The sequence below is a fragment of the Sinorhizobium sp. CB7 genome (assembly GCF_041357635.1).
Classification (GTDB): Bacteria; Pseudomonadota; Alphaproteobacteria; order Rhizobiales; family Rhizobiaceae; genus Rhizobium.
Map to the genome: position 1 here is coordinate 337,013 of NZ_JAULLL010000002.1, position 13,227 is coordinate 350,239.

The 13,227-nt window shown below is 59.0% G+C and carries 14 protein-coding genes; 6 read left to right on the forward strand and 8 right to left on the reverse strand.

Features of this window, described 5'->3' with window-relative positions:
* Positions 1-35: 35 nt before the first annotated feature.
* The 3 genes from AAE029_RS05790 to AAE029_RS05800 form a co-directional block, all read right to left on the reverse strand.
* Positions 36-866 carry an ABC transporter permease gene (locus tag AAE029_RS05790; protein ID WP_371071847.1) on the reverse strand — a complete coding sequence of 277 codons (831 nt, stop codon included), beginning with the start codon at positions 864-866 and terminating at the stop codon, positions 36-38.
* Positions 863-1,666, reverse strand: a complete 804-nt coding sequence (locus AAE029_RS05795) for an ABC transporter permease (protein ID WP_371071848.1) — start codon at positions 1,664-1,666, stop codon at positions 863-865. Before AAE029_RS05795 ends, AAE029_RS05790 begins: the two co-directional genes overlap by 4 nt.
* Positions 1,667-1,775: 109 nt before the next feature.
* Positions 1,776-2,552, reverse strand: a complete 777-nt coding sequence (locus tag AAE029_RS05800) for an ABC transporter substrate-binding protein (protein WP_371071849.1) — start codon at positions 2,550-2,552, stop codon at positions 1,776-1,778.
* 350 nt (positions 2,553-2,902) lie between these two features.
* Here AAE029_RS05800 and AAE029_RS05805 point away from each other — a divergent pair, with 350 nt between their 5' ends.
* On the forward strand, positions 2,903-5,065 hold the full coding sequence (locus AAE029_RS05805) for an OmpA family protein (RefSeq protein WP_371071850.1): 2,163 nt from the start codon (positions 2,903-2,905) through the stop codon (positions 5,063-5,065).
* A 47-nt stretch (positions 5,066-5,112) separates the two neighbouring features.
* On the opposite strand, the gene mobB is transcribed toward AAE029_RS05805, so the two are convergent.
* The 3 genes from mobB to AAE029_RS05820 are packed head-to-tail and all read right to left on the reverse strand — an operon-like array spanning position 5,113 to position 7,194.
* Complete coding sequence (gene mobB / locus AAE029_RS05810) at positions 5,113-5,634, reverse strand: molybdopterin-guanine dinucleotide biosynthesis protein B (protein ID WP_371071851.1); 522 nt, start codon at positions 5,632-5,634, stop codon at positions 5,113-5,115.
* Entirely contained in the window at positions 5,631-6,272 is a 642-nt protein-coding gene (gene mobA, locus AAE029_RS05815) for a molybdenum cofactor guanylyltransferase MobA (RefSeq protein ID WP_371071852.1), read from the reverse strand. Before mobA ends, mobB begins: the two co-directional genes overlap by 4 nt.
* Before the next feature lie 10 nt (positions 6,273-6,282).
* A complete protein-coding gene (locus tag AAE029_RS05820) occupies positions 6,283-7,194 on the reverse strand; it encodes a DMT family transporter (protein WP_371071853.1) in 912 nt (303 codons plus the stop codon).
* Positions 7,195-7,401: 207 nt separating this feature from the next.
* On the opposite strand from AAE029_RS05820, the gene AAE029_RS05825 reads away from it, so the two are divergent.
* Positions 7,402-8,172: an SDR family oxidoreductase gene (locus tag AAE029_RS05825; RefSeq protein ID WP_371071854.1), complete on the forward strand. Its 771-nt coding sequence runs from the start codon at positions 7,402-7,404 to the stop codon at positions 8,170-8,172.
* A 33-nt stretch (positions 8,173-8,205) separates the two neighbouring features.
* Here the strand turns inward: AAE029_RS05825 and moaA are convergent, their stop codons facing one another.
* On the reverse strand, positions 8,206-9,213 hold the full coding sequence (gene moaA, locus AAE029_RS05830; protein ID WP_371072109.1) for a GTP 3',8-cyclase MoaA: 1,008 nt from the start codon (positions 9,211-9,213) through the stop codon (positions 8,206-8,208).
* Positions 9,214-9,390: 177 nt separating this feature from the next.
* Here moaA and AAE029_RS05835 point away from each other — a divergent pair, with 177 nt between their 5' ends.
* On the forward strand, positions 9,391-9,765 hold the full coding sequence (locus AAE029_RS05835; protein WP_371071855.1) for a gamma-butyrobetaine hydroxylase-like domain-containing protein: 375 nt from the start codon (positions 9,391-9,393) through the stop codon (positions 9,763-9,765).
* 33 nt (positions 9,766-9,798) lie between these two features.
* Positions 9,799-10,980, forward strand: coding sequence for a low temperature requirement protein A (locus AAE029_RS05840; RefSeq protein WP_371071856.1), 1,182 nt, complete (start codon positions 9,799-9,801; stop codon positions 10,978-10,980).
* A 6-nt stretch (positions 10,981-10,986) separates the two neighbouring features.
* On the opposite strand, the gene AAE029_RS05845 is transcribed toward AAE029_RS05840, so the two are convergent.
* Entirely contained in the window at positions 10,987-11,454 is a 468-nt protein-coding gene (locus AAE029_RS05845; protein ID WP_371071857.1) for a MarR family winged helix-turn-helix transcriptional regulator, read from the reverse strand.
* Positions 11,455-11,500: 46 nt separating this feature from the next.
* On the opposite strand from AAE029_RS05845, the gene AAE029_RS05850 reads away from it, so the two are divergent.
* Together AAE029_RS05850 and AAE029_RS05855 are read left to right on the forward strand one after the other, a co-directional pair.
* Positions 11,501-12,460, forward strand: a complete 960-nt coding sequence (locus AAE029_RS05850) for an alpha/beta hydrolase (RefSeq protein WP_371071858.1) — start codon at positions 11,501-11,503, stop codon at positions 12,458-12,460.
* A 51-nt stretch (positions 12,461-12,511) separates the two neighbouring features.
* Entirely contained in the window at positions 12,512-13,120 is a 609-nt protein-coding gene (locus AAE029_RS05855; RefSeq protein ID WP_371071859.1) for a pyridoxamine 5'-phosphate oxidase family protein, read from the forward strand.
* The last annotated feature ends 107 nt before the right edge of the window (positions 13,121-13,227 follow it).

Sequence of the window (13,227 nt, forward strand, 5' to 3'; positions counted from 1 at the left end):
AGTGCTGCCAAACATAGAATTCGCAGCACACATGCTCATCGCTTAAGGTGCCTGGTCAGACGCGCTTCTATCCATGCCCAGACATGACGAAGGGTTTCGACGATTGCGAGATAGAAGATTGCTGCCCAGAGATAGGTCTGGTAGTCGAATGTGCGGGAGAAGGCGTAGCGGGTCTCGCCCATGAGATCGAGCACGGTGATGATGGCGACGACGGCCGATCCCTTGACGAGCAGAACGATCTCGTTGCCATAGGGGCGGAGCGCGACGATAAGTGCTTGCGGCAGGACAATCTTGCGGAAAGCGACCATCTTGGGAATCCCGAGGGCGGCGGCGGCCTCATGCTGACCGTGCGGAACGCTCTGGATCGCGCCGCGCAGAATCTCGGTCTGATAGGCGGCCGTGTTCAGGGTCATAGCAAAGAAGCCACAATTCCAGGCATTGCGGAAGAACCACCATACACCTATTGCCTCCAGCTGCGGCCGGAAGCTGCCGATGCCGTAATAGACAAGGAAGAGCTGAGCAAGCAGCGGCGTTCCTCGGAAGAGGTAGACGTACGCATAGGCAATTCCGTTGAGCACCCGGTTCTTCGATATGCGGGCAAAAGCGAGCGGCAATGACAGCACGGCTCCGCATACGACAGAGGCGCCAACGAGCGATAAGGTGAGAGAGAGGCCGTGGAGATAGCGCGGACCATAGCGGATGAATTTATCCGTATCCCAATTGGCGACCATCATGAACACGAGTGACAGGGCGAGTACCGCCCAGAGCGCCAGAATGGCATAAGCGGCCATCCGGGCGGGCGTGATGGGTTTGATCGCCTCTTCGGGCGCCGGCCGCGGCGGGATCAGAACTTCGGCATGGCTCATCGGCGAGTCTCCGCGCGTTTCGCCCATCTGTCGAGAAAGCCGAGGCCGAAGGAGGAAATTATGGCCAGCGCAAGATAGAGAAGGCAGGCGATCGAATAGAAAAGAAAGGCCTCCTTGCTGACCTTGGCCGCAATGCCGGTCTGGCGCAGGATATCGGAAAGGCCAATGACCGAGACATAGGAGGTATCCTTGAGCAGGATGAGCCAGAGATTGGTGAGGCCGGGGAGGGCAATGCGAACGAGTTGCGGCAGAATGATGAGGTACATCGTCTTGCCGTGATGGAAGCCGAGCGCGTCTCCCGCTTCATATTGTCCCCTGGGGATAGCCCGGAAAGCCGACAGCAGGACTTCGGCACAATAGGCCGAAAACACGACCGATAGAGCGATCATCCCGGCTACGAAGGCGTTGATCTCGATACGCTCATTGATTCCCATCAGGCCGAAGATGGATTGCAGCAGGATCTGGAGGCCGTAATAGATGATGAAGAGAGTGAGGAGCTCGGGAAGCCCGCGGAAGATCGTCGTATAAATACCGGCGGCAAGACGCGTGGACTTTTCTTGCGACTGCTGCGCCAGCGCGACAAGGAAACCGATGATGAGTCCGACCGGTAGCGTGGCGATTGCAACGGCCACCGTTATCTTCAGGCCGAGTGCGATCTCGTCGCCCCAACCGGTATCGCCGCAAGCCACAATCGTGGAGGAACCGAACCAGGTGAAAATGCCGGCGGGGCCGCAAAGCGGATCGACGATGTTGCCGATCCAGGCCAGGAACGAAGCCAACGCGGAAAACAATCCGCTCATACCAATTTCCCTTTACGGCTTTTGCCGTTTTTGCTCTTGATTACTTGTCAGACAAAAATGGCGGAAGAGCAAGTCTTCCGCCATTCGCTTCAAGACTACTCAGTTCCGATCAGTCGCCGTAGACGTCGAAATCGAAGTATTTGTCGTTGATCTTCTTGTACGTGCCGTTGGCGCGAATGGCGGTGATCGCGGCATTGAACTTCTCGCGAAGCGCGTCGTCGCCCTTGCGGATGGCGATACCGGCGCCTTCACCGTTGATTTCCTTGTCGATCGGCAGTGTCGTCAGGATCTTGCAGCAGCTGCCCGCGTCAGACTTGACCCATTGAGACAGCACCACGACATCGTCGATGACGGCATCGATGCGGCCGTTGGAAATATCCAGTTTGTACTCGTCAGCCGTCGGATAGAGCTTCAGCTCCGAATCCTTCATGTGGGCTTCGGCATAGTTCGAATGGGTCGTGGATGCCTGCGCCCCGATCGTCTTGCCGGCCAGTCCTGCGACATCGGTAATCGTGGAATCCTTCGGCACTGCGATCGCCGGCGGGGTGTTATAGTACTTGTTGGTGAAGTCGACCTTTTCTTTGCGTTCGGGCGTGATCGACATGGAGGCTATGATTGCGTCGAACTTCTTGGCCTGCAGCGCGGGAATGATGCCTTCCCAATCGTTGGTGACGAAGGTGCAGTCTGCCTTCATTTCCGTGCAGAGTGCCTTGGCGATGTCAACATCAAAGCCGGTGAGCGAACCGTCGGCCTCGAGATTGTTGAAGGGCGGATAGGCGCCTTCCGTGCCGATGACGACCTTTTCGCCGTCCGCCATCGCGGAACCGGCAAAGAGCGACATCGCCACGATCGAAGCTGCGGCGAAGAAACGGGTTGCGTTACGCATAAGGGATCCTCTCTGGTTGATGGCCGCCGGGTGTTCTTGTTTTCCGCCTGGCAGCCGTAATGCCTTGGGGCTAATCCGCCTTGGCGCGATAATCAAACCTTTTTTCATAAAAATGCAATCAGAATCGCAGGCGATTTTGCGGCGCAAAAAACATTCTCTACGGCTTGTTCAGACGGTCAAAAGTGAACCGCAGCCTGCCGCCTCGTTCATCCGAGATTAATTTTCGGTCTCCTACACAAACAGGAACAAATCGCGATTTGTGCAATTCTCGTTCGTAGCCGCATCTCGAAATGGATGCGGGGGGCCTAGGGACTTAAGGCAGACGAATTCAACATGACGAAGGAAAGCCAATGGGTATGAAATACAGACTGTTCGCAAGCGCGGCCTTTCCGCTGCTTTCGCTGTCGCTGATGGTACCGCCGGCCCATGCAGAGGTTCATGTACGCAGCATCCTGTCGAGTGAACGACCGATCGCCGCCAAGGCCGCAAACGGCAGTTATGAAATAGCGCAGGATGCACCGCAGTCCGAGGAAGAACTGCCGAAGAAGCGGAAAAAACAGCAGGAGGAGCAAGCCCCGGCGGCCCAATCGCAGCAGCAGGAAGAATCGGCACCCAAGCCGAAAAAGGAACGGCAGTCTGAGCAGCAGCCAGAGTCGGCACAGGAACAACGAGCGCCAGAGGCTGCGCCGGAGCAACCCGCGCAGCAGCAGGAGCGCCCGCGACGCGACAAGCAGCAGCGCCAGAAGGAAGCTACACAGGAGCAGCAGGCACCCGGCGCCGAGCCTGAACAGCCGACACAGGAACGCCCGCGACGCGACAAGCAGCAAAGTCAAGGAGCCGCGCCAGCTCAGCAGGCGCCGGAGGCCGGGGCGGTAGAGCCCGCTCAGCAGGAGGAGCAGCCTCCAAGGAAGCGCAAGGCGCCGACGCAAGAGGAAGCCGCACCGGCACCGAAACAGCAGGAGCCCCAGAAACAGCCGGAACCCACAGCCGAGCAGCCCGCAACTACGGCCGAGCAGCCGGCGCAACCAAAGCCACGCGAGAATCAGAAAGACCGGGCAAATGCGGAGTCCGAAGGACAACGGCCGGAAAAGGGATTGAAGAAACCGCCAATCGAAACAAAGCCGAAAAGCCAACCTTCCGAGCAACAGCCGCCCGTAGAGCAGGCGGTCCCAACTCCCGAGCCTTCGCCCGCACCCGAGAAGGCCCCAGTTCCGCAACAGAAGGAGCAGGCGCAGCCACAAATTCAACCTGATACCGGCAAGGCACCAGCCCAGCAGGAGCAGGCGGCTCCCGAGAAGCAGCCGCTTGATCAAACCGGGCAGACCGAGCAGCCGATCCCACAGCCGGAGAAGGTTTCGCCGCAGGAGCTCGAGCGTCGCAAGCAGATTGCAGAGGATCCGACCAAGACTGACCAGCCTGTCATCCTGCCGGTCGAAAACGGTGCCGCAGTTCTCGACAGCGACAAGGATGCCGTTCGAGGTGGCCAGGAACGTCGTCAGCTTCGTGCCGAGGAAGCTCCAGTGAAGGCGCCGACATCGGATGCCGACGCACAGGCGGCAGGTGAAGGCTCACGGCGTGAGCCTATAAAGATTGAGGCGGTGACGCGGGAGGAGGGCCGCAGGTTGCGGGACCGTCCGGACTTCCTGCAGCCCGAAGGCGCCCGTTTTGGTGAGCGGCAGGATGATCGCGTCATCATGCAAATCAACAATAACGTTATCGTACGCAGTGACGACGATCGGCGCTTCCTGCGCAATGGCGAGCGCCCGCTTTACGAGGAGCTCTCGCGGGATCGCTACCGCGAGACGATCGAGCGCCCGGAAGGATATCGGATCGTCACGATCCGCAACCGGTACGGCGATATCATCCAGCGCTCGCGCATCGACGAGGCGGGACGGGAATCCGTTCTCTACTATTCGCCCGAACTTTATGAAGATCCGGACCGAGGCTATTTCGAGGATCCCGGCGCAGACCTGCCGCCAATGCGTCTTGGCATTCCGGTGCGAGACTATATCATCGACACCAGCACCGACCCGGATCGTGACTATTACGAGTTCCTGAGCGAACCGCCGGTGGAACCCGTCGAACGCGTCTATTCACTCAACGAGGTGAAATATTCGGCCCGCATTCGCGACAAGGTGCGACGCATCGACCTTGATACGATCACCTTTGCGACCGGCAGTGCCGAAATTCCGATGAGCCAGGCGCGCACGCTGCGCAAGGTGGCAGACGCGATCAATGAGGTTCTTGAAAAGAATCATAGCGAGACCTTTCTGATCGAGGGTCACACGGACGCCGTCGGCTCGGATCAGAGCAACCTGATCCTCTCCGATCAGCGGGCGGAATCAGTCGCGAACGTGCTGACCGACGTCTACGGCGTTCCTCCGGAGAATCTCGCGACGCAGGGCTATGGTGAGCGCTATCTGAAAGTAAACACGCCCGGGCCGGAACAGGAGAACAGACGTGTTACCATCCGCCGTGTGACGCCGCTGGTGCGACCGGTCGCCTCCAACTGATATTTTATGCAAGCAAACATGAGGAGCCGCCGTTTAACCGGCGGCTTTCATTTTTCCGCGCTCTGGAGCCCTGTGGCGGAAGCAATGAAATCCGCTATGGCATCCGTGTCATCAAGATTGAAGACGGGTAGGGACGTGTCTGCCACCGGATGATCCGCGGCGATGGCGACGATATGTGGATCCTGTGGTGCGAGCGGCTCGCGCTTTGCCGATTCCAGGCGTCTTGCTTCGATCTTCGGTATAGGCTCGCGCTTGTATCCCTCGATCAGCACGAGATCGCAGGGCGACAGCCGGGCCAGGACTTCCTTGAAGGCGGGCTCGGGGTCACCGCGTAATTCATGCATGACGGCATAGCGCGTACCGGACACGATCGTAACCTCATGCGCGCCTGCCTGACGATGGCGGTAGCTATCAGTACCGACCTTATCGATGTCGAAATCGTGATGCGCGTGCTTGATCGTGGAAATGCGGTAGCCACGCCGGGTGAATTCGGCGACCAGCCGAACAGTGAGGTCCGTTTTTCCCGAATTCTTCCATCCTGCAATGCCGAATACCCTTGGTCGCGTCATGATCCAAGCACCTCCAGCCAGCGTTCCGCCTGGGCAAGATCATCAGGCGTATTGATATTGAAGAAGGGATCCAGAAGGCCGACGCGCGTAACGGTCATCGGGAAATCAACGTCCTGCACGTCGTGACGTCGGAGAAAGTCGAGAACGCGGCGCGTTTCGTTCCGGTTCAGCCAGTCCTGCAAATCGTCGGCGATCGCAACAGGCCAAAGGCCGAACACCGGGTGGCGGCGTCCATTCGAGGCGGCAATCGCGATCGTATTGCCAGGACCAATGCCCGTTATTAGCCGACTAATTAAATTCAAGGGGAAGAAGGGCGTGTCGACGGGAACAGTCGCGACATGCGTGGCATTGCCATGATTTTCAGCGGTATAGCGCATGGCGGCCAGCACGCCGGCAAGGGGTCCTGCCTTGCCCGGAATGGTGTCGGGCACCAGCGGCAAATAATGCGTTTGCGATCCATTACTGTCCGCATTAAGTGCAACCGAGGAAATCTGTGGCGAAAAGCGGTCGATGGCGCGGTCCAACAGGCTCAGTCCGCCAAGTCGGACAAGAGCCTTATCGATGCCCATACGCTGCGACCGGCCGCCTGCCAGGACGACGCCCGGTATGTCGGAGAGAGGAGAATTGCTATCCACCATGGTTTCGTTCCTAGACCGTGGCGCGCGCCGTCGTTTCCTGAGCTATCGGTTGCGCGCGACGACGCATACTCTCGCGATAGAATGCGTAAAGGCCCGAACCGATGACGATGGCCGCTCCGACGACCGTCCAAAGATCGGGCACCTCCCCAAAAAAGGCGAGACCAAGAAGCGCCGAACAAATCAGGCTCGTATAGCGAAATGGCGCAACGAAGGAGATCTCGCCAGTGCGCATTGCAGTAATGACGGAATGATAGCCCACGAGCACCAATACGGAAGCCAACAGCAGATGAAAAAGCGATTCAAGGCTGACAGGCTGCCATCCACCAAGCGGCACGATTGAAAGGGCACCGAAGATCGCAACCGAGGACGCCGTAATAACCGTTACCATCAGCGAAGGAACGTCCGTGTTGAGGCGACGGGTGGCAAGATCGCGCGTGGCGGTCGAGAGCACACTGCCGACGCAGAGAAGGGCGGCGGCAGTGAAGCCCTCAGGGCCTGGCCGAATGATGATCAGGACGCCGATCAGGCCGACAATGATCGCGGTCCAGCGACGCCAACCCACAGGCTCCCGAAGGAACAGGGCTGCTCCAAGGGTGACGACCAGCGGCAAGGCCTGAAGAATGGCGGAAGCATTCGCGATCGGCATCATGCCGAGGGCGGTGATGTAGGTGATTGCGGCAATGATCTCGCCGGCAATACGCAGCAGCATCATCGGCTGCAGCACGACGCTCCAGGAGCGCAACGCGCCGACATAGCGGGCGATAAGATAGACGATGGCAGTGGTGAAGAGACCGCGGAGAAACATGATCTCGCCGGCGTTCATATGAACGATGACCGATTTGGAGATTGCGTCGCTGCTGGAAAAACCTGCCATTGCCAGGGTCATGTAGATCGCACCCTGGGTATTTCGTGACCGCGTCATCAAGAGATTCCCTATTCCCGTACATGCCCTTCTAGAGCGGAAAAGCGGCGAAGGGAATCACGGGTTAAGTGCTTGGGAATCAAATTTGATTGTGCGATGCAACAAAATGCAACCGCGCCCGCACGCTGGCAAGAAACGGGTGGCTGCAGGTGATGTGATTTGAGAATTGAACTCTGCAATCGGAATTTCAAATAGCGGAGGTTCAAAATGACTATCCTGAGGGAAAAGATCGCGATCGTCACCGGCGCCAGTTCCGGCATCGGGCGAGCAGCCGCCAAGCTCTTCGCCGCCGAAGGCGCGAAAGTGATCGTGACGGCCCGCCGTAAGCATGAACTGGAAATGGTGGTGGCGGAAATCGCGGAGGCCGGCGGAGAAGCCGTAGCGGTTACGGGCGACATCACGGACGAAGCACTGCATGGAACCTTGGTCGAGACCGCCGTCGAGCGCTTCGGCGGATTGGATATCGCCTACAACAATGCCGGTGGAAGCGGTGAGCTTGGCGCTCTCTGCGACATATCGCTGAAGGGCTGGCGTGAGACGATGGAACTCAACCTCACGAGCGCATTCCTGGCGACGAAATATCAGGCGCCAGCGATGATTGCGCGGGGCAGGGGCTCCATCGTCTTCACCTCGAGCTTCGTCGGCCACACGGCGGGCATGCCGGGGATGGGTGCCTATGCGGCGAGCAAGGCAGGATTGATAGGGCTTGTCCAGGTGCTTGCCGCCGAACTCGGGCCGAGGAACATTCGCGTCAATGCGTTGCTTCCAGGCGGCGTGAATACCCGTCTCAACCCGATTAATTTTCCGAACGCCGCCCCTGAAACAATCTCCTTCATAAAGGGCCTGCATGCTCTGAAACGTGTCGCGGAACCGGAGGAAATAGCCAAGGCAGCCCTTTTCCTCGGATCGGATATGGGAAGTTTCGTCACGGGATCGGCGATGCTCGTCAATGGCGGGGTTTCGATCAACCGAACCTGAAGGAATATTCTGCCCGGGCGACGCCTCACGGCATCAGCCGCCGGTGACACTCATGTGACGGGCGACGGCCGGGCGCTTGTGGGTGCGGTCGATGATGAAGTCATGACCTTTCGGCTTGCGGGTGATGGCCTCGTCAATCGTCGCATTGAGCAGGGCGTCATCCTCGGAGGCGCGAAGCGCCGAACGCAGGTCGGCGGCATCATTCTGGCCAAGACACATGTAGAGCGTGCCGGTGCAGGTCACACGCACGCGATTGCAGCTCTCGCAGAAATTATGGGTCATCGGAGTGATGAAGCCGAGCCGACCACCGGTTTCCTCGACCGTCACATAGCGGGCCGGGCCGCCGGTCTTGTAGGCGATGTCCGTCAGCGTGAATTGACGCTCGAGATCAGTGCGCAGCTTCGAGAGCGGCAGATATTGATCGGTGCGATCCTCATCGATCTCGCCCATCGGCATGGTCTCGATGACGGTCAGATCCATGCCACGGCCATGGGCGAAGCGCAAAAGGTCCGGAATTTCGAACTCGTTGAAGTCCTTGAGCGCGACGGCATTGAGCTTGATCTTCAGCCCCGCCTTCTGCGCGGCGTCGATGCCTTCCATGACTTTTGCAAGATCGCCCCAGCGGGTGACCTTGCGGAACTTGTCCGCATCGAGCGTGTCGAGAGAGACATTGATGCGCCGCACGCCGCAATCGTAGAGTTCTTCCGCATGACGGGCAAGCTGCGAGCCGTTGGTAGTGATTGTCAGCTCATCGAGGCCGGCACCGATCCTGGCGCCGAGTTCGCGGACGAGGAACATGATATTCTTGCGCACGAGCGGCTCTCCGCCGGTGAGGCGAATCTTGCGCACCCCCTTCGCGATGAAGGCGGAACAGAGCCGGTTCAGCTCTTCCAGAGTCAGAAGGTCCTTCTTCGGCAGAAATGTCATGTTTTCCGCCATGCAATAGGTGCAGCGGAAATCACAGCGGTCGGTGACGGAAACACGCAGATAGGTTACCGCCCGCCCAAAGGGGTCGATCATCGGGGTGGCACCAGCGATCATTGGGATCGCGTTGCCTGTGTTTCCTACATTGCTGTTCACGAAAACCTCCGCAATGATGGATATGTGTGCACATGCCGTTGTCACGTCAAGGGAAATACCCATGTCCCAGGGTAAAATGCGCTTGATTGGCATTGAGCCAAAGCCTACTTCTCGGCGCAAGGCAATAGGGGATGTGAAATGAGCGATGTCTGGCCAACCGAACTTAGGGTATCGAAGGATCGCCAGCGGCTCGCGGTGACCTTCAGCGACGGTGCGAGCTTCGATCTTTCGGCCGAAATGCTGCGTGTCCTGTCGCCATCGGCTGAAGTGCAAGGCCATGGGCCGGGGCAAAAGGTCACGGTTCCCGGCAAACGCAATGTCGCAATCATGTCGATTACCCCGACCGGCAATTATGCGGTGCGAATCGGGTTCGACGACATGCACGATACCGGCATCTACACCTGGACCTATCTTCGGGAGCTCGGAGAAAAGGGAGCCGAGCTTTTTGTTGCCTACGAGGACGAACTCAAGGAAAAGGGCTTGAGCCGTGACGTTTCGGAAAAGCCGCGCTGAGGGGTAACAAGCAAGACACTAAGAGGGAACCGCATGGCTGAACAGGGCAGGGGTAACTGGCAGCGCGCACACGGGGATCACAAGGTCACATTCATCGAGCTTTTCTTCGATCTGGTTTTCGTCTTTTCGATCTCCCAGCTTTCCCATGCGCTCGCCGCGCATTTCACGGTAGCGGGTGCGCTGGAAGCGACCCTCCTGACCTTCGCCATTTGGTGGGTCTGGATATTCACGGCATGGGTCACCAATTGGCTCGCTCCGGAAAAGATGCCCGTACGCACCATGCTCGTGGTGCTGATGATGGCCGGGCTTGTTCTTTCGGCGTCTATCCCAGAGGCGTTTGGCGACAAGGGCCTGCTCTTTGCCGGCGCCTATGTCTTCATGCAGGTCGGACGCTCGCTCTTCGCCACCCATGCATTTAAAGCCGTCAGCCGGTCGCGCTACCTCAACTTCCTTCGGATCGCCATCTGGTTGGCTGCAGCGGGCCTGTTCTGGATTGCGGGAGCGCTCGTCGAACACGAAGCTAGGCTGATCCTCTGGATAGTCGCGCTCGCGATCGAATATATCGGCCCTGCAACTGGTTTCCGAGTACCCGGTCTCGGATGGTCGACAACGCAGGAATGGAACGTCTCGGGCGCGCATATGGCGGAGCGCTGCGCCCTGTTCATCATCATCTGCCTCGGCGAAGCCGTACTCGTCTCAGGCCGAACCTTTTCCGAGCTGCCGTTTTCCTGGCTCACCGGAATCGTCTTCGTTTCCGCCTTTGTCGGCACGGTCGCGATGTGGTGGCTCTATTTCCGCTTCGGACATCGGCGCGCGGCACACCGCCTCGAACACGCCGAGACGCCCGGAAGCCTGGCGCGGCAGGCCTTCACCTATGCGCATATCCCGGTCCTGGCCGGCATTATCCTGCATGCGGTGGCCGTCGAATTCATGTTCTCTCATCCGCACGAGGCCGGCGACCTTGCGATTGCATCGGCCATTATCGGCGCCCCGGTCATCTTCCTGCTCGGCAATCTGTGGTTCAAGGGCGCGACGACGGGACGCCCTCCGTTGTCGCATTTTGCCGGACTGGTGCTGCTCATCCTGATCGCCTTTGCAGCACCCTTCATGGAGAGCTATCTGCTCGGCATCCTCGCCACGCTGGTCCTTATTGTCGTGGCAGCCTGGGAGTATACGTCGCTGAGCCGTGTGTCGGAGATCGCTTCCCACCACTGATCTGCATCAAGCATCCTCCCGCTCGTCCTGCTGCAGGATGCCGATGATCCGTTCCATGGAATCGGCGATCTTCATGCACTGGTCGAGGGGGGTCGCCGAAAGAGTGCGCTCAATCAGATCTGTCTGAATGGCCATCGCTTTTTCCGTGACGTCCCGCCCTCGTCCGGTAAGGAAAAGACGCAGCACGCGCTTGTCGCGCGGATCGTCGCGCCGTTCAATCAGCCCCTGTTTTTCCATCTGCGGTAACAGCATGCTCATGTTGGAGCGGCCGACAAGGAGCTTGCGGGCGAGTTCCTGCTGCGAGATGCCTTCGAAGCGGTAGAGGTTGATCAGGATATCGAGATGCGGGGTCTTGATGTCGAGGTGGACAAGCGCTCGACCCAGGGATTGCTGCATCATCTGACAGGCGCGGGCGACGGCGATCCAGCTGCGAAATCGCGGGTGATCCCAGGGAAGGGATTGATTTTTGTTCATGGCTGTACTTTATTGTTCATCATTGAACATATTCCGGATTCCCACTATGCCATCGTTTCTCCCCAAGGTCACCCGCCTTGGCTTTTCGGTTGCGCAGGCCCTGTCGCCGCGGCTTGCGGGCAAACTCGCGTTCAAGCTCTTCTGCCTCACACCCGGGCGTCGCCCGAAAGGCGAGAGGGCGAAGAAGATTCATACCATGGGACAAGAGCGTCTACGCGAAGCGGAGACTTTTGATCTTGTCATTCCAGGCGGCGCGCGAGCGGCGGCCTACCGTCTCAACGGAGGCGCAAAGGGTCGGCGCAAGCGCTATCTCGTCGTGCATGGCTGGGGCTCCGGCAGCGCTTACATGTCCGAACTGATCGCAGCGCTGGCGGGCGACGGATCCGAAGTGGTCGCGCTCGACTTTCCCGGGCACGGTAGTGCCAGCGGGCGCTTCCTGCATATGGGCATGGCGGTAAAAGCGATCGCGGCGGCTGAAGCGCGTTTCGGTGCATTCGATGCGGCAATCGGGCACTCATTTGGCGGTGCGGCGCTCATGGTTTCGGCTGCCGGTCTGCTGCCGGATGTTGCGCAGGTCCTTCCGGGCAAATTGGTGCTGATCGGCGCGCCGAGCAGGATGCGGTGGCTCTTTGTCGGCCTCGGAAAATTGCTGGGCCTTGGAGCAGCGGCGCAGGCGCATTTCGAGGCCGAGATCCTTCGCGTCACCGGCCGCAGGCTCGAGGATTTCGACATGGCCCATGCTGGGGGATGCATTCGACGGCCGGTGCTCGTCGTTCATGCCGAGGAAGACAAGGAAGTAAGCGCCGATCACGCTTGGGCCTATGCGACGGGCGGAGACCATGTCCGCCTACTCTGGGCCAACGGCTTTGGGCATAGGCGCATCATCGCCGCGCACGATGTCATCGCCGCAATCTCCGACTTTCTGAAACAGGAACCGGAAAGGCCCGACGGAATGATGAAGATCGTACCTCTTTTTGGTCTTCCCGGCAGGAGAATGTCATTATAGCGTCACGACCGACCTCCAATAACACCTGATCGCAATTCATAGGACATTCGCATGCGGCTTATCACCTCCGTCGAAGAACTGAACGAGCGCTATGGCGGCGTTGGCGAGGCATCGGTGGCTAAGGTGACCAAGGCGCTGACGCCCATCTACCGACAGATGATCGAAGCCTCACCCTTCATGGCGCTCGCGACCGTCGGACCTGAAGGATTGGACTGCTCTCCGCGCGGAGACCTCGGCGGCGTCGTGCGGGTGATCAATGAGACGACGCTGCACCTGCCGGACTGGCGAGGCAACAACCGGGTGGATTCGCTTGCCAATATCGTGCGCGATCCACGCATCGCTCTGATGTTCCTGATCCCTGGTTCGAACACGACAATGCGCCTCAATGGCCGCGCCGTGGTCGCGATCGAAGAGGAACTGCTGATGAGTTTCGAGATGGACGGCAAGCATCCGCGCAGCGTCGTCGTCATTACGATCGATGAAGTCTATTTCCAATGCGCACGAGCCGTCATGCGTGCGGAATTGTGGAACGCTGAAAATTTTGTCGCCCCGTTGTCGCTGCCGACACCGGGGCTGATGTTGAAAGCGGCCAAAGAAGACTTCGATCACGAGACCTATGATCGCGAATGGCCCGGGCGCGCCGCCAAGACCATGTGGTAGACACTGCCCGGACTACAGCGCCGTGCGTCTTATAAGACGCACAAAGTCGCTGTAGCACTTTGAAATGCTGCATGTTTTCTTAAATCGGCTCCGATTTAAGGAAACAT

What these genes read in the sequence shown, in the direction of transcription:
- AAE029_RS05790 (WP_371071847.1), bottom strand. Translation starts at nt 866, where the DNA reads ATGAGCCATGCCGAAGTTCTGATCCCGCCGCGGCCGGCGCCCGAAGAG.
- AAE029_RS05795 (WP_371071848.1), bottom strand. Translation starts at nt 1,666, where the DNA reads ATGAGCGGATTGTTTTCCGCGTTGGCTTCGTTCCTGGCCTGGATCGGC.
- AAE029_RS05800 (WP_371071849.1), bottom strand. Translation starts at nt 2,552, where the DNA reads ATGCGTAACGCAACCCGTTTCTTCGCCGCAGCTTCGATCGTGGCGATG.
- AAE029_RS05805 (WP_371071850.1), top strand. Translation starts at nt 2,903, where the DNA reads ATGGGTATGAAATACAGACTGTTCGCAAGCGCGGCCTTTCCGCTGCTT.
- mobB (WP_371071851.1), bottom strand. Translation starts at nt 5,634, where the DNA reads ATGACGCGACCAAGGGTATTCGGCATTGCAGGATGGAAGAATTCGGGA.
- mobA (WP_371071852.1), bottom strand. Translation starts at nt 6,272, where the DNA reads ATGGTGGATAGCAATTCTCCTCTCTCCGACATACCGGGCGTCGTCCTG.
- AAE029_RS05820 (WP_371071853.1), bottom strand. Translation starts at nt 7,194, where the DNA reads ATGACGCGGTCACGAAATACCCAGGGTGCGATCTACATGACCCTGGCA.
- AAE029_RS05825 (WP_371071854.1), top strand. Translation starts at nt 7,402, where the DNA reads ATGACTATCCTGAGGGAAAAGATCGCGATCGTCACCGGCGCCAGTTCC.
- moaA (WP_371072109.1), bottom strand. Translation starts at nt 9,213, where the DNA reads ATGATCGCTGGTGCCACCCCGATGATCGACCCCTTTGGGCGGGCGGTA.
- AAE029_RS05835 (WP_371071855.1), top strand. Translation starts at nt 9,391, where the DNA reads ATGAGCGATGTCTGGCCAACCGAACTTAGGGTATCGAAGGATCGCCAG.
- AAE029_RS05840 (WP_371071856.1), top strand. Translation starts at nt 9,799, where the DNA reads ATGGCTGAACAGGGCAGGGGTAACTGGCAGCGCGCACACGGGGATCAC.
- AAE029_RS05845 (WP_371071857.1), bottom strand. Translation starts at nt 11,454, where the DNA reads ATGAACAAAAATCAATCCCTTCCCTGGGATCACCCGCGATTTCGCAGC.
- AAE029_RS05850 (WP_371071858.1), top strand. Translation starts at nt 11,501, where the DNA reads ATGCCATCGTTTCTCCCCAAGGTCACCCGCCTTGGCTTTTCGGTTGCG.
- AAE029_RS05855 (WP_371071859.1), top strand. Translation starts at nt 12,512, where the DNA reads ATGCGGCTTATCACCTCCGTCGAAGAACTGAACGAGCGCTATGGCGGC.